We start from the raw sequence: 15,442 nt of genomic DNA on the forward strand, positions 1-15,442 counted from the left end.
CCACGTTCCTTCAGGTCAGCGCCTCGGTTTGCGCGATGATCGCAAACCGATCCGACAATTCGGCCAGGGCGACCTCGTGGATGGTCCTTGCGGAGAGCGCTCCGCCGCGGCCGTCGGGAAGATCGCGTGTGGCGCAGGCATCGGCTGCGATCGTCGTGCGCAGGCCGAGGTCGAGCGCGGCGCGGGCGGTCGAACTGATGCACATATGGGTCATGAAACCGGCCAGCACGATGTTCGTGCGTCCGGTTGCGGCCAGCCGGGCCTGAAGGTCGGTGTCGGCAAAAGCATTCGGCAGCGCCTTTTCGATCACGGCTTCGCTGGCGAGCGGCGCCACGTTCCTGACGATCGCGCCGCGCGCGACCTCGCGGTCGAACAGGCTGCCGGCACGTCCCTTGTGCGCGATATGGAAGATCGCAGCGCCGCTCGCCCTCGCGCGGGCGAGCAGGCGCGCGGCGGCGGCGATCGCGGGCTCCGCATCCGGCAAGGCGAGCGGGCCGGCGCAATATTCGTTCTGGATGTCGATCAGCACGAGGCAGGAATCGGCGAGTCTGGGCGGATTGAGATCTGCGCCGGATAATTCAAGCAGGGTTTTTGGGGCGGTCATGCGGGTCGGGCTTTCCTGGCGGTATCGGATGGCGCGACACTAGCGCGGCGGCAGCCTGCCAATGTGCAGGACTATTGCAGCATATGGCTGCAAATTTGCAGGAGCCGGTGGCACCTGCTAGGCTCATCGCATGAACTGGGACGATCTGCGCATCATCGCCGCGGTCAGGGACGAGGGCACCTATGCCGGCGCCAGCGCGCGGCTGCGCATCGACGAGACCACGGTCGGCCGCAGGCTTGCACGCATCCAGCGCGATCTCGGCGTGCCTCTGTTCGATGCGGTGGACGGCCAGCGCCGGCCGACGCGCCATTGCGAGGCGGTGCTGGCGCATGTCGAGGCGATGGCCGCTCATGCCGCCGAGATCGGTCGCGTCGGCGAGAGTCTGGCGGGCCCGGTGGGACGCCTGCGTATCGCCTCCACCAATACGGTCGCCGAGGAGGTTCTGTCGCCGCGGGCGAGCGACTTCCTGCGCGCCAATCCCGGCCTGACGCTGCAATTCCTCACCTCGAGCGAGAACGTCAAGTTCTCGCGCTGGGAAGCCGATCTCGCTATCCGTCTGCGCAAACCCGACAAGGGAGACTTCGCGATCTCCAGGCTCGGTGACGTCAAGCTCTATTATTTCGAGCCTGTTGCGACCGAGGGCGAGCCGGTGCTGTGCGCCTATCCGGACGAACTCGGTGCCATTCCCGAGATGCAATTCCTGCGTATGAAGCAAGCCCACGCGCGCTGCGTCACCGACAACGTTCGCGTCATCCGTAACCTGATCCGCGCGCATCAGGCCGCCGGCGTGTTGCCGGAGCATGTCTGCGCGGACTTGCTCGGCGATCGCCGCCTGCGCGCCACACTGCTGCCCGGGCGCCGCGACGTCTGGCTGCTGGTGCAGAACCATCTCAAGCGCGATCCGGCGACGCGGCTCACCATCGAATGGATCCGCCGCTGCTTTAGCGATCTCGCGCGCGGCTGATTGCGGGCGTGAACGCGATCCGTGCGCGGCGCGACCAAGTTATGGGATTGCGTGCGCGCGAAGGTTGCGTAATCTCGTGACGGGCTTGATCAGGGCAGCGCATGACCACTCTTCAGGAAACCATCCACCCGCAGGCCAAAGTGCGGGAATGGAAGGCGATCGTCATCCTGATCCTCCTGATTCCGGTGCTGTGGTCGCCGCCGTTTCTGTTTCGCATCTTCCTGTTCCAGCCGTTCAACATCCCGTCCGGCTCGATGACGCCGACGCTGGTCGTCGGCGATTACGTCTTTGCCGCAAAATATGCCTATGGCTACGGCCGCTATTCGTTTCCCTTCGCGCCGTCGTGGATCTCCGGGCGTGTCCGGGCCGCCGAGCCCGAGCATGGCGACGTCGTCGTATTCCGGACGCCAAAGGACACCTCGGTCGACTATGTCAAGCGCGTGGTCGGGCTGCCCGGTGATCGGATCCAGATGCGGCAGGGCCAACTCATCCTCAACGACCGCCCGGTGACGCGCGTCGCCCTGAAGGCGGTGGTTGCCGGCTCCACCTGCGGCGCGGATGACAGTGCGAAGGCCAAGCGCTGGCGCGAGACGCTGCCGAACGGCGCCTCCTACGTGACGCAGGACTGCGTCGACAACGGCTACTACGACAACACCGACGTCTACACCGTGCCGCCGGGCCATTTCTTCGTGCTCGGTGATAACAGAGACAACTCGAGCGACAGCCGCGTGATGTCGTCGATTGGATTCGTGCCGATGGACAATCTGGTCGGCAAGGTGACGCGGATATTCTGGTCGCTCGACCAACACGGCGAGCCGCACATGGAGCGGCTGGGGAAGGTGTGGTGAGGCCCACCGTCATTCCGGGAGCAGTGCGCGGCGCCTGCATGAACTGAGTTCGTAGCCTGGATGGAGCGCAGCGCAATCCAGGAGAACTGCTCGCGTCGGATACGGGGCCCCGGATTTCGCTTCCGCTCCATCCGAGCTACGGGCTGTGATCATGGGGTGCGCGAAGCGATCCTCCAAAAACAAAAACCCCGGCATCGCTGCCGGGGTTTCGCATTTTGTCGTTTGCCGAAATGGCTGGATCAGAAATCCATGCCGCCCATGCCGCCGCCCGGGGGCATCGCCGGACCGGCGCCGCCCTTCTTGGGCAGCTCGGCGACCATGGCTTCCGTGGTGATCAAGAGAGCCGCAACCGAGGCTGCGTTCTGGATCGCGGTACGGACCACCTTGGTCGGGTCGATGATGCCCTTCTTGACGAGATCGACATATTCGCCGGTCTGGGAGTCGAAGCCGTAGGCGTACGACTTGTTCTCGAGGACCTTGCCGACGATCACGGAGCCGTCTTCACCGGCGTTGATCGCGATCTGGCGAGCGGGCGCGGAGAGCGCCTTGCGCACGATCTCGACGCCGGTCTTCTGGTCGTCGTTCTTGGTGCGCAGGCCCTTGAGCTGCTCGGAGGCACGGAGCAGGGCGACGCCGCCGCCCGGAACGATGCCTTCCTCGACCGCGGCGCGGGTCGCATGCATCGCGTCATCAACGCGATCCTTGCGCTCCTTCACCTCGACCTCGGTCGCGCCGCCGACGCGGATCACCGCGACGCCGCCTGCGAGCTTGGCAAGACGCTCCTGGAGCTTCTCACGGTCGTAGTCCGAGGTGGTTTCCTCGATCTGCGCCTTGATCTGAGCCACGCGCGCTTCGATGTCGGCCTTCTTGCCGGCGCCGTTGACGATCGTGGTGTTCTCCTTGTCGATCATCACCTTCTTGGCGCGACCGAGCATGTTGAGCGTCACGTTCTCGAGCTTGATGCCGAGATCTTCCGAGATCGCCTGGCCGCCGGTCAGGATCGCGATGTCCTGCAGCATGGCCTTACGGCGATCGCCGAAGCCCGGAGCCTTGACGGCCGCAACCTTCAGGCCGCCACGCAGACGGTTCACGACCAGAGTCGCAAGCGCTTCGCCTTCGACGTCCTCGGCGACGATGACCAGCGGCTTGCCGGTCTGCACCACGGCCTCGAGCAGCGGAAGCAGCTCGTTCAGCGAGGAGAGCTTCTTCTCGTTGATCAGGATGTAGGCGTCGTCCATCTCAACGCGCATCTTGTCGGCGTTGGTGACGAAGTAGGGCGAGATGTAGCCGCGGTCGAACTGCATGCCCTCGACGACGTCGAGCTCGGTCTCGAGCGACTTGGCTTCCTCGACGGTGATGACACCCTCGTTGCCGACCTTCTTCATGGCGTCGGCGAGGAACTTGCCGATCTCCGCGTCACCGTTGGCCGAGATGGTGCCGACCTGGGCGATCTCGTCGTTCGAGGTGACCTTCTTGGAGTTCTTGACGAGGTCCGCAACGACGGCTTCGACCGCGAGGTCGATACCGCGCTTGAGGTCCATCGGGTTCATGCCGGCGGCAACCGACTTGGCGCCTTCGCGCACGATCGCTTGGGCCAGCACGGTGGCGGTGGTGGTGCCGTCGCCGGCCGCGTCAGCGGACTTGGAGGCGACTTCGCGCACCATCTGCGCGCCCATGTTCTCGAACTTGTCCTCGAGCTCGATCTCCTTGGCGACGGTGACGCCGTCCTTGGTGATGCGGGGAGCGCCGAACGACTTGTCGAGCACGACGTTGCGGCCCTTCGGACCGAGCGTGACCTTCACCGCGTTGGCGAGAATGTCGACGCCGCGAAGCATCTTGTCGCGCGCATCGACCGAGAATTTAACTTCTTTTGCTGCCATCTGGATTTTTTCCTTAGGTGTTTAGCTGGATAAGAGAGGGGCGCTTAGGCCGCCTTCTTCTTGGAAGCGGGGACGTCGAGGACGCCCATGATGTCGCTTTCCTTCATGATCAGCAGATCGACGTTGTCGATCTTGACCTCAGTGCCGGACCACTTGCCGAACAGCACGCGGTCGCCGACCTTCAGGTCGATCGGGATCAGCTTGCCTGCTTCGTCGCGGCCACCCGGGCCCACGGCGACGATTTCGCCCTGCGAGGGCTTTTCCTTGGCCGTGTCGGGAATGATGATGCCGCCAGCGGTCTTCTCTTCTGCGTCGATGCGCTTGACCACGACGCGGTCGTGAAGCGGACGGAATTTCATGCAGTTCTCCTAAGCTTTTGCACGAGTTGGGAATTTTGGATTGTTAGCAGTCTGCGCCCGCGAGTGCTAGCACAGGCACAGCTCAGATAAGGCAGGATTTTGGCGGGAGCAAGGGCTTGTAGCAGATAAATAGCACTCGGAAGCGCCGCCTGCCAAAATCTCTTTCCATCGTTAATCGCGCTCGGCGCCCGTATTAGCACGGAGCGACATCTGCTGCTAACGCATTGAATTTCAACAGCTTGTTAAACTTTTGGGCTTGAGATGGATTGTCAGTTTGCGTCACATTTCACTCATGTGAGCGCATCTCCACCGGGTGGCTCGTAGGGCGCGTACCGGAAAGCCACCCCTTGAATATGCGCTCCTGCAAAGGAGGTTGGCATGGTCTCGCGAGTTGGGGTTGTTTCCGACGACTTCCGGAAACAGGTGCTGGGTTACGGGCTGACGACGGCCGAAATTCTTTACCGGATGCCGGATCATCGCTCGCTGCTCCAGACCTATGTCTGGCAGAACTACGACATGTTTCCGAAATTTCCCGCGCTGACGGATTTCCTGGCGTTCTGGCAGAAGAAGCTCGACGGTCCGCTGTTCTCGGTCACGGTCGCGCATTCCAAGCTGATTAAGCCGGCCGAGCTGCGCGCGGTCGACGGCGTATTCCGGCTGCATTGAAGGCGAGCGCGGTGCTGTAGGGTGGGTTAGCGTCAGCGTAACCCGCCATGCTTCCACGCTGGCGGAGCGAAGTGGTGGGTTACACTGACGCTAACCCATCCTACGATTTCGCATTCCGTGCTAACCTCTCCCCCATAACAACAGGGGAGATCGCCATGGCCAAGAAAGCAAAATCGCGTAGCGCATCGCAGGCGGCGGCGAAGAAGCGAAGCGGGGCCAAACCCGCAGCACGACCCACGGCGCGCAAGGCGGTGAAGGCGAAAGCTCGCGCGACACCGGCCAAGTCATCCGTCAAGAAACCGGCGCGGCCCAAGCAGCGCATCGCGATCAGCCATCACCGTGAGGAAGACTTCAAGGCCGACGGTCTGCGCACCTACGCGAAATATCGCGATCTCGGCATCGCCGCTGCGAGCCACGGGCTGGCGCAAGCGCACGTGATCCGGCTGCAAGGCCCCTGCAACCCGGACGAGGTGTCGAAGCTGCACTTCCACGACGTCGAATTCCAGATGGTGTACGTGCTCAAGGGCTGGGTGAAGACCTATATGGACGGAGAGGGCGAGACGCTGATGAAAGAAGGCAGCGCCTGGACCCAGCCGCCGAAGATCAAGCACATGATCCTGGACTATTCGGACGACGTCGAGCTGCTGGAGGTGATCCTGCCGGCGGAGTTCAGGACGGTGGAATTGAAGGCGTAGGCGAAGCGGAGATCAGCCGCCGTCGTTGCAATAGCGTTTCCACATCGCGCGATAGGCATCGTCCACCGCTTGCGCGTATGAGACGGGGTTGCCGGCGGCCGCAGCCCTGATCTGTCCGGGCAGTTCGCGGCGCAACTTATCGAGGTCGCCGATCTGTGCCCCACGGCTCGCTGCGATCTCGACATAGGCCTCATCGCTTTCCGCGACCCAGTCCGGCAGGCCCAGTGCGGCGAGGATGGAGCCGGCAGCACGGCTCGGCAGGCTGTGACCGAGCTTCGCCACCACCGGCACGCCCATCTGCAAGGCTTCCCACGTGCTGACGCCGCCATTCTGCGGGAATGGGTCGAGGCCAATATCGACGCGATTGAACGCTGCCAGATGCTCGTCTCGCGACGTGGCTCCGAGCAGATCGACGCGTTCGGCCGGCAACCGGCCAGCTGCAAACCGCGCCAGCAGATTGTCGCGGACCAGCTGAGCGTCCAGCGCAGTATCCTTGATCAGCAGTCGCGACCCCGGCACCCGCTCGAGAATCCTGGACCAGACGCCCACCGCCTCGTTCGAAATCTTGCTGATGCGGTTGAAGACACCGAATGTGATGAAGCCGTTCGCGATCGCCGGCGTCGGCGCCCGCGCAATCCCGTCCGGCAGCGGCGCCAGCGTCACAAAGCACGGCAGGTCAACGACGGTCTCCGCAAACAGATGCCGAACCGCAACCGGAATCGCGACCGGGTCCGAGAACAGATAATCGATCGTTGGCAGCCCGGTGCCGGTGCCGTGGCCCCAGCCATGCACCTGAACTGGTGCCGGCTTGCGCGCAAACACACCGAGGCGGTTTCCGCTGGTATGGCCGGACAGATCGATCAGGATATCGACGCCATCGGCGCGAATCTGGGCGGCGAGGCGATCGTCGGACCATTGCGAGGCGTCCCGCCAGCGATCGGCGATGCCCTGAAATTCGCGGGTCGTCGCATCCGTTTTCGGTGAACAAGCGTAGCACACGATCTCGAACTGTGCCCGATCATGGTGCTGCAGGACCGGCTTGAAAATGAACGCCGCCGAATGTGCATGAAAATCCGACGAGACATAACCCAGCACCAGACGGCGATCCGGATCGCGGCTGTTGTCATGTGGTCCCGCCGCTGCCGAGGCGATCTTCGCACCGATCTGCTCCCACCATACACGTCGCGCTTGCTGATGCTGCGCAACGCTGGCGTCGGCCATAAAGTCGAGGGTGAATATCTTGCTGGAGATCGTGCTCTGATCCGGCTCGATGTCGAGAGCTCTGTCGAAACTGGCGAGCGCTTCGTCGACCCGGCCAAGTGCTGCGAGACATTGGCCGAGCAGGCTGTGGGCCTGAGAGAAGCCGGGATCGGCCGCGAGAGCCTTCTCGCAATCGGACAATGCTTCGGCAACTTGCCGGGTCAGGAGCAAGATGCTGGCCCGCCAGAGCCACCCATTCGCGTCGTCGGGTGCCAGGGCGATTGCGCGATTGCAATCCGCCATGGCTTCGTCGAATCGCTGAAGCTCCCGCAATGCAACGGCGCGGCTCGACAGCGCCGAGGCATAGTCAGGCTTGATCGATAACGCGCGGTTTAAGCTTGCGACAGCCTCGTCATAGGCGCGCAGACGGCAGAGCGCCCAACCCCGGCCGTTATGGGCTTCGGAAAGTCTTCCGTCGATTGCGAGCGCCTTGTCGTAGCTCTCGAGCGCTTCCTGATAGAGTTCAAGGGCCGCGCTTGCGTTCCCGAGATTAGACAGGGCCAAGGCGTAGTTAGGTCGGAGGGCGAGGGCCTTTCGATAGCTCTCGCGGGCCTCATTGTGACGTTTTAGCCCGTTGAGCGCGACACCCAGGCTCATATGAGCTTCGGCAGATCGCGGATCCACGGCCACCGCTCGGCTCAGCAGAACTTGCGCCTGCTGATAGTTTTTGGCTTCAGCCTCCAAAGCGCCCAGCAAATGAAGCGCGATGAAATGGTTGGGCGCGAGCTCCAGGAGTTCGCGATAGGCCGTCTTTGCCTCGCGGAGAAGTCCCGCTTTGTGGAGCTGGAGGGCGCGCGCGAGCAACGGCCCGACCTCGGCTTTTTGCCGTTTCTGAAGCCGGGAATTTTGAAATGCACGCTGGCCGACGCTGTCGCTCATGAATCAATTCCACCCGAATCTCCTGACGAGATTAACATGGAAGGATTGTCGCGATTGCGCTGCGCTCCATCGGAGCTACCAGGGCGCCAGCCTCACGCAAGCCTCGCCGCGGATCGACCCGTTACCGCTCGAGATAGCCCAATTCCGTGCTCATGACCTTGCGAGCATATTCGCTGAAGGCATCGATCAACCGGGCGCGCGCGGCATAAGGTGGATAGAGCAGTGCGATCGTAACGGGGACGGCCGGGTTGAAGGGGCGCGTGATCAGGGCCGCACCGGAGCTTTCGTCATGCGCGGCAATCGGGTTGATAATGCTGATGCCGAGGCCCGCGGCGACCAGGGCGCAGACCGATGCGCCCAGATCGGTCTCCGCAACAATGCGGCGCGTGACGCCGGCCTGCGCGAAGATCGTATCGATGCGATCGTAGAGTGGACTCCCCGTGGCGAACGAAATGAAGGCCTCGTCGGCGAAATCGGCAGGGCGCAGCGTCTTCTTCTGCGCAAGACGATGCGCCTTCGGCATGATCGCGACGCAACGGGTCTTGAGCACCGGCTCGACATGCACCCCCGCAGCCTCGCCGTAGAGCATTGCCAATCCGGTGTCGCAAAGCCCGGAACTGACCCAGTCGTGCACGGCGCTCGCCGTGCCGGATCGGATCGAGATCATCACATGCGGATAGTCCACCTTGAAGCGTGCCGCGATGCGCGTCAGCAGGCCGCCAGCCAGGCGCGGCATCGCCGCAACACTTAACCGACCCATACCGAACGAGCGGATGCTGGCTGCGCTGGCCTCCAGTCCCGCCAGGCCGATGAAAGTCTTCTCGACCTCCTGGAAAAAGCGCGATCCATCCACCGTCGGGCGGAGGCGGCCGCCACTGCGGTCGAACAGCGGGAATTGTGTGATCGCCTCCAGCTGTCCGATCAGGCGGCTGATCTGGGGCTGCGAGGTATGCATGCGCTGAGCCGCCTGCGTCATCGATCCCGTCACGAAGACCGCCCGAAAAGCCTCCACATGCTTCAGGCCCATGCGTCTGGTCGCCATATCAAATCCGTATAGGAGAGTATGAAACTGGAATTTCATCAGATCGGGCTTTTGGACGATAGTCCAGGGCACGGAGCTGTTCGCACGGAGCTGTCTTGGGGTTGCTCACCCACCGTGGACGGCGTCACCGAGATTCGCGACAAGAGGGACATATGAAAGCGACGATGATCAAGGCACTGGCCGCGGCGACCGTCGCTGGTGTTCTTCTTTCCAGCGAGGCCATGGCCCAGGGCGCGGGCAGGCTGGACAAGATCCGTGAGAGCGGCTCGATCACATTGGGGTACCCCGAGACCTCGGTGCCCTTCGCCTATCTCGACGGCAACCAGAAGCCGATCGGTTACACCGTGGAAATCTGTGAACAGGTGGTGCAGGCGATCAAGACGGCCCTCAAGCTTCCCAAGCTCGAGGTTCGCTACAACCCCATCACCTCGGCGACACGCATTCAGCTGCTCGCCAACGGCACGATCGATCTCGAATGCGGCAACACGACCAATAACATCGAGCGGCATAAACTCGTTGCCTTTGCTCCCACCACCTTCGTTGCGCAGGTCGTCCTCGTCGCGCGCAAGGATGGCGGGGTCGATGTCAACGACCCGGCTTCGTTTCGCGGCAAGGCCATCGCCGCCCAGGCCGGCGGCCAGACGTTCAAGGTGATTACGCTGATCAATGCCAGGGACAATCTCAGCAACGGTGGTGCCGGCCAAGGACACCGCCGAGACCTTCTTGTTGGTGTCGACGGGCCGGGTAGCCGGCACCGCCAACGATGACGGTCTTGCCTATGCCACGGTCGCCTCGTCCAGAACGCCGGATGACTTCCTGATCGGTAGCAAGAGCCTCGAGACGGCGCCCTATGGCATCGTCCAACCCAAGGACGATCCTGCTTTCAAGAAGATGGTCGACGATGCCGTGATCGACCTGATGAAGAGCGGACAGATTGCGGCGCTCTACGATAAATATTTCAATTCACCAATTCCACCGCATGGCCTCAACCTGAAATTCCCGATGAGCGCCGCCCTCAAGCGGGCGCTCGCCAACCCGACCGATTCCGGCGACCCGGCAGTCTACGAATGACGCGACAAGCGCTCTAGAGGTCTCGCAATGGCACATCAAAACGACACGAGTCCGGCAGGCGCCGGGTTGCCACCCATCGATCTGCGCAGCGATACCGTCACCAAGCCGACCGAGGCGATGTATGCCCGCATGGCCTCTGCGCCGCTCGGCGATGACGGGTTGGACGGTGACCCCACGGTGCAGGAGCTGGAGGCCGTCGCGGCTGCGGCGTTGGGCAAGGACGCCGGCCTGTTTGTGCCGAGCTGCACCATGGCCAATTTGCTGGCGACGCTGGCGCAGTCGCAGCGCAGCGAACAGATCGTGCTGGAATCGAATGCCCATATGTACACCTCGGAACGAGGGGCGGCGACGTTTACGGGGCAGTTCTACCTCGCCATTGCCGGCACCGCCGGCGCAATGGATCTGAATTTGCTGGAGGACGCCCTGCAGGGCGAAGGGCTCAAGCTCGGGACCGCTCTTGTCGCAATGGAAACCTCGCACAACAACGCGAGCGGCGCCGTATTGCCGCTGGATCATATGCAGGCCGTGCACGCCATGGCCTCGGCCCGGGGTGTCCCGGTGCATCTCGACGGCGCGCGGCTGTTCAACGCCGCCGTCGCCCTTGAAACGGCGCCGGCCGAAATTGCGAGACATTGCGACACGGTTTCTCTGTGTTTGTCGAAGGGCCTGAGCGCACCCGCCGGTGCCGTGCTCGCGGGGCCACGCGCAGTGATCGACAGCAGCCGCAGGTTTCGCCGCATGCTGGGAGGCACGCAGCGTCAGATCGGCGTCCTGGCCGCGGCCGGCCTGGAGGCGGTTCAGGTCATGGGGACGCGTCTGGCGGAGGATCACCGGCGTGCGCGAGCGCTGAGTGATGCGTTGAACGGGATGCATCCAAAGATCAGCGCGACAATCCCGCAGACGAATATCGTGCAGGTTGATGTCTCTCTCTCCGGACGCGACAGCGCCACGTGGTCCGGGGCTCTCGAAAGGGCGGGCCTGAGGGCGAGGCCCTGGGGCAGGCGTCGCTTGCGCTGCGTGACCCATCGCCATATCGATGATGCGGATATTGATCGCGCGGTCATGGCATTTCGCACCGTGGCTGGAGCTTTGGCTTAGAGAGGGCTTACTCAGCACTCCCACGATCAGCCGATCGTTAGAAGGCGCCCGATCCGTGAAACCGGGCAGTTACCAATCGGATGGTTTCAGCCGTCCGCAGGGCGGGCGGTAACCAGTCGAAAATACCTCTCGCGTCAACTCAAGGCTGTGAAAATGCGGGACATGTTTTCATGGCGACCAACACTTTTGGCCGACGCGGCGTCGTAGCGCCTTCTCCAAGAGGATCATTTCAACCCGCGCCGCTTCAACCCGTCGCCGCACCGATCGCTCCCCGGCCCCTGCCCAGTGAGGGGACGCTTTTGGGCGACAACAAGCTTCTGGTCGATATCCCTTTCCTCACCATCGGCCTGATTTTCTGTCTGCTCCTGATCTACGCTCTGCAACGCAGTCTCGCCATGGACATTGGGCCGGACGGCTCGCTCGATGTCCGTTCGCTGATCGCTCAGGGCGCGTCTGGCTACGATCTGGTTGTCGGAAGGAACGAGTGGTGGCGGATCGGCCTTGCGCCGCTTCTGCATGGCAGCAATGGGCACCTCATAGGCAACTGCGTTGCGCTGTTCATCGTCGGCGTCAGGCTGGAGAGCCTGATCGGTCGTGGCTGGTTTTCGCTGATCTTCGTCGCCAGTGCCCTGGCTGGGGAGGCCGGCTCGCTTCTGGGCAATGGCCCCGGCACGGTGAGCGTCGGTGCGTCCGGTGCCATTACCGGGCTCATCGCGGCGCTGTTCATCGCGAGCTTCGAGCCAGAAGCGGACGCCGAGCAAACAATGTCGAGACTGAAGACGTCGCTCTTCTTTGGTGTTCCCGCTCTGCTGCCGCTTGCCTTTGGAGCCTCCGGCAATGTCAACTATTTTGCCCATGCAGGTGGTGCGCTGGCCGGCGGTGCGCTTGCCATCGTGCCGTGGCTCGCCTTCTGGTCCTATGACAGCCTGCCGCGGAGCACCGGCATGGTGTTGCTCGGAGGATTCGTCGGATCTCTGATCTGCGCCGGCTTCGCCGCCGCTCATTATTCGTCCTACATGGCTGATGCCGTGCAGTATATCCGCGCATCGGAAGTGCCGCCGAACGCTGGCGAGATGACGAGCCGGTCTTCAGATCTCGTCACCCGCTATCCGAAAGACCCGCGGGCTCATCTGTTCCGTGCGGTCTTCTTCCTTGAAAAAGCGAACCTCAGTGCCGCTGAAACAGAAGCGCGAACTGCCATGTCGCTCGCCGCTTCGGATGTAGCGGGTGGACCGGTGCGCATCGGGGCGCAGGGCTTGATGGCGGTGTTGCTATGGGCGCAGGGACGAAACAGTGAGGCGAAGGCCATGGCGGTCGAGCCGTGCCGTGCCAAGCTGCCTGAGGTGCGGCGTATATTGCAGAAGTCGAAGTTGTGCGGTCGACCGGAGTGACGAGCGGAGAGAGCTAGCTCAACACCCCCACCACTGCTCCCATCAGACACGTCGTCAGCGTTCCCGACACGATCGACTTCAGCCCGAGCGCGTTGATTTCCTCGCGCCGTTCCGGCGCCATCACGCCGAGACCGCCGATCATGATGCCAAGGCTGGCGAAATTGGCGAAGCCGCACATCGCATAGAGCATGATCAGGCGCGAGCGCGGATCGAGCGTGCCGGGCGGCAGCTTGGAGAAGTCGACATAGGCGATCAATTCGTTCAGCACGGTTTTCGTGCCCATCAGGCTGCCGGCGGTGATGGCCTGGTCCCACGGCAATCCCATCAGCCAGCACACCGGCGCCATCACGAGGCCGAGCAGGCGCTGCAACGAGATCGCAGCGCCGCCGATATCAGGCAGCAGGCCGAGAATGGCATTGACGAGATAGACCAGCGCCACCAGCACCAGCAGCATTGCGACGATGTTGATCAGCAGCTCGATCCCCGCGCCGGTCCCTTTCACGATCGCGTCCATGGTGCCGGAGACCTCCATCTCGGGAGCCTCCAGCGCGCCGCCGGTGTGCTTGGCGGATGTCTCCGGCACCATGATGAGGCTGACCAGGATCGCGGCCGGCGCGCCCAGCACCGAGGCGATGACGAAATGCGCGGCTGCGTCGGGAATGAGGGGAGCAAGGAGCGTCGCGTACAGCACCAGCACCGTGCCGGCGATGCCGGCCATGCCGCCGGTCATCACCAGGAACAACTCGCTGCGGGTCATCTGCGTCAGATAAGGCCGCACGAACAGCGGCGCCTCGACCATGCCGAGAAAGATGTTGGCTGCGGTCGAGAGCCCGACCGCGCCGCCGACGCCGAGCGTGCGCTCCAGCAGCCAGGCCATGCCGCGCACGACCGGCGGCAGCACGCGCCAATAGAACAAGAGCGTCGTCAGCACGCTCATGACCAGCACGATCGGCAGCGCCTGGAACGCCAGGACGAAATCGGCACCCGGTGCTTTCAGGTCGAAGGGCAGGGGACCGCCGCCGACATAGCCGAACACGAAGGAGGAGCCGGCGCGCGAGGCCGCCGAGATCGCGCCCACGGCGTCGTTGATGGCACCGAAGGCGCGCGCGACGACAGGCACCTTCAGGAGAACGATCGCGGTGACGAAGGTGGCGACGAGGCCGATCGCCGCCTGGCGCAGCGAGGCCGCGCGGCGGTTCTCGCTCAGGACCAAGGCGATCAACAGCAATGCGAAAACGCCGAGTGCCGATTGCAGCCGCAGCATGATGTCCCCAAACCCCGATGATTATGGCCACCCCTGCGTTGCAAACGCAATGCCGGGAGATTGTCGGAGCGTCCCGCTGTTGACAAGCAGGTCCGCGTCAGCCACGCGGAGCACGTCGACATCAGGAGCCGGATAGTCCGAGCGTGACCGAACAGGCGATGCCAGACCAGCCAATATCGGGAAACCCGCCGGTCAGTGCCCGCGCGCTCCTCTCCCACCGCGCCTTCCTGTTCTTTCTGCTCTCGCGCAGCCTGTCGCGTTTCTCCAGCCAGATTGCGGCGGTCGCGATCGGCTGGCAGATCTACGATCTCACCGGCTCGGCCTTCGACCTCGGCATGGTCGGCCTCGTGCAATTCCTGCCCACCGCGCTGCTGGTGTTCGTCGCCGGCCATGCCGCCGACCGCTACGAGCGCAAGCGCGTGGTCCAGCTCTGCCAGTTCGTGGAAGCGGCGACGGCGCTCTATCTCGGAATCATCACCTATCTCGGCTCGGTCAGCGAAGTTCAGATTTTCGTGGCGACCTTCGTGCTGGGCATTGCCGGGGCCTTCGAAAGTCCGACCACTGCCGCGCTACTGCCCGCGATCGCGCCGCAGGGCTCGCTCCAGCGTGCCACCGCCGTCTCCAGCGGCGCGGCGCAGGTCGCGACCATTACAGGTCCGGCGCTCGGCGGTTTTGCCTACGCGGTCGCACCGCATCTCGCCTACACCGTGATGGTGCTGTTCTGGATCTTCGGGATGATCCTGACCGGCTTCATCCGGCCGCGCCCACAAGCGATCGCCAAGGACATGGCGGGCGCCGACAATATCTTCGCCGGCGTCCGCTTCATCCGCAGCAATCCCGCGATCCTCGGCACCATCTCGCTCGATCTGTTCGCGGTGCTGTTCGGCGGCGTCACCGCGCTTCTGCCAATCTATGCCCGCGACATCCTCCAGACTGGTCCGATGGGGCTCGGGATCCTGCGCGCCGCGCCCGCGGTCGGCGCGCTGCTGATGACAATGGTGCTGGCCCGTCACGCCATTTCGCGGCACGTGGGCCTGCGCATGTTTCAGGCCGTGATCGTCTTCGGCGTCGCAACGATCGTGTTCGCACTGTCGTCCTGGATGTGGCTGTCGGTGCTCGCGCTCGCCGTTCTCGGCGCGGCCGACACGATCAGCGTCGTGATCCGCTTCTCGCTGGTGCAGCTCGCGACCCCTGACGAGATGCGCGGCCGGGTCGGTGCGGTGAACTTCCTCTTCATCAACGCCTCGAACCAGCTCGGCCAGTTCGAGAGCGGAGTGGCTGCCGCATTATTCGGTGCCATGCCAGCTGCCGTGCTGGGCGGCGTCTGCACGGTCGCGGTGGCGCTGTTGTGGATGAAGCTGTTCCCGAGCCTGCGGCAGGTGGAGAGGCTGGAATAGGGACTCTTCGCCTCTCCCCGCTTG

The 15,442-nt window shown here is 63.5% G+C and carries 15 protein-coding genes; 9 read left to right on the forward strand and 6 right to left on the reverse strand.

The genetic code is table 11. The features are described from left to right. Positions 1-10: 10 nt before the first annotated feature. A complete protein-coding gene (locus ACVIN2_RS36315) occupies positions 11-604 on the reverse strand; it encodes a cysteine hydrolase family protein (protein ID WP_456769290.1) in 594 nt (197 codons plus the stop codon). A gap of 130 nt (positions 605-734) precedes the next feature. Here ACVIN2_RS36315 and ACVIN2_RS36320 point away from each other — a divergent pair, with 130 nt between their 5' ends. Beyond that, a complete protein-coding gene (locus ACVIN2_RS36320; protein ID WP_027518763.1) occupies positions 735-1,568 on the forward strand; it encodes a LysR family transcriptional regulator in 834 nt (277 codons plus the stop codon). A gap of 101 nt (positions 1,569-1,669) precedes the next feature. Then, positions 1,670-2,416 carry a signal peptidase I gene (gene lepB, locus ACVIN2_RS36325; RefSeq protein WP_456769291.1) on the forward strand — a complete coding sequence of 249 codons (747 nt, stop codon included), beginning with the start codon at positions 1,670-1,672 and terminating at the stop codon, positions 2,414-2,416. Positions 2,417-2,655: 239 nt separating this feature from the next. Here lepB and groL read toward each other — a convergent pair whose 3' ends face one another. After that, positions 2,656-4,296: a chaperonin GroEL gene (gene groL / locus ACVIN2_RS36330; RefSeq protein WP_007602475.1), complete on the reverse strand. Its 1,641-nt coding sequence runs from the start codon at positions 4,294-4,296 to the stop codon at positions 2,656-2,658. A 44-nt stretch (positions 4,297-4,340) separates the two neighbouring features. Next, positions 4,341-4,655 carry a co-chaperone GroES gene (locus ACVIN2_RS36335; protein ID WP_027518760.1) on the reverse strand — a complete coding sequence of 105 codons (315 nt, stop codon included), beginning with the start codon at positions 4,653-4,655 and terminating at the stop codon, positions 4,341-4,343. A gap of 378 nt (positions 4,656-5,033) precedes the next feature. Here ACVIN2_RS36335 and ACVIN2_RS36340 point away from each other — a divergent pair, with 378 nt between their 5' ends. Further along, positions 5,034-5,321: an usg protein gene (locus ACVIN2_RS36340; RefSeq protein WP_007602477.1), complete on the forward strand. Its 288-nt coding sequence runs from the start codon at positions 5,034-5,036 to the stop codon at positions 5,319-5,321. 155 nt (positions 5,322-5,476) lie between these two features. Beyond that, a complete protein-coding gene (locus tag ACVIN2_RS36345) occupies positions 5,477-6,016 on the forward strand; it encodes a cupin domain-containing protein (RefSeq protein WP_456769292.1) in 540 nt (179 codons plus the stop codon). 12 nt (positions 6,017-6,028) lie between these two features. Here ACVIN2_RS36345 and ACVIN2_RS36350 read toward each other — a convergent pair whose 3' ends face one another. Together ACVIN2_RS36350 and ACVIN2_RS36355 are read right to left on the reverse strand one after the other, a co-directional pair. After that, positions 6,029-8,155 (reverse strand): O-linked N-acetylglucosamine transferase, SPINDLY family protein, encoded by a 2,127-nt coding sequence (locus ACVIN2_RS36350; RefSeq protein WP_456769293.1) that lies wholly within the window; start codon positions 8,153-8,155, stop codon positions 6,029-6,031. A gap of 121 nt (positions 8,156-8,276) precedes the next feature. Then, the gene (locus ACVIN2_RS36355) at positions 8,277-9,197 is read right to left on the reverse strand and encodes a LysR substrate-binding domain-containing protein (RefSeq protein WP_456769294.1); all 921 of its coding nucleotides are present in this window, start codon (positions 9,195-9,197) and stop codon (positions 8,277-8,279) included. Between the two features lie 152 nt (positions 9,198-9,349). On the opposite strand from ACVIN2_RS36355, the gene ACVIN2_RS36360 reads away from it, so the two are divergent. From ACVIN2_RS36360 to ACVIN2_RS36375, 4 genes are all read left to right on the forward strand, one after another. Beyond that, entirely contained in the window at positions 9,350-9,964 is a 615-nt protein-coding gene (locus tag ACVIN2_RS36360; protein WP_456769295.1) for a transporter substrate-binding domain-containing protein, read from the forward strand. Further along, positions 9,921-10,268, forward strand: coding sequence for a hypothetical protein (locus tag ACVIN2_RS36365; protein WP_456769296.1), 348 nt, complete (start codon positions 9,921-9,923; stop codon positions 10,266-10,268). The genes ACVIN2_RS36360 and ACVIN2_RS36365 overlap by 44 nt, the downstream gene beginning before the upstream one ends. Before the next feature lie 27 nt (positions 10,269-10,295). After that, a complete protein-coding gene (locus ACVIN2_RS36370; RefSeq protein ID WP_456769297.1) occupies positions 10,296-11,366 on the forward strand; it encodes a threonine aldolase family protein in 1,071 nt (356 codons plus the stop codon). 299 nt (positions 11,367-11,665) lie between these two features. After that, entirely contained in the window at positions 11,666-12,757 is a 1,092-nt protein-coding gene (locus ACVIN2_RS36375) for a rhomboid family intramembrane serine protease (RefSeq protein WP_456769298.1), read from the forward strand. 13 nt (positions 12,758-12,770) lie between these two features. Here ACVIN2_RS36375 and ACVIN2_RS36380 read toward each other — a convergent pair whose 3' ends face one another. After that, a complete protein-coding gene (locus tag ACVIN2_RS36380) occupies positions 12,771-14,021 on the reverse strand; it encodes a NupC/NupG family nucleoside CNT transporter (RefSeq protein WP_456769299.1) in 1,251 nt (416 codons plus the stop codon). 158 nt (positions 14,022-14,179) lie between these two features. On the opposite strand from ACVIN2_RS36380, the gene ACVIN2_RS36385 reads away from it, so the two are divergent. Next, a complete protein-coding gene (locus ACVIN2_RS36385; protein ID WP_456769300.1) occupies positions 14,180-15,418 on the forward strand; it encodes an MFS transporter in 1,239 nt (412 codons plus the stop codon). The last annotated feature ends 24 nt before the right edge of the window (positions 15,419-15,442 follow it).

It is taken from the genome of Bradyrhizobium sp. USDA 3650 (assembly GCF_054057395.1).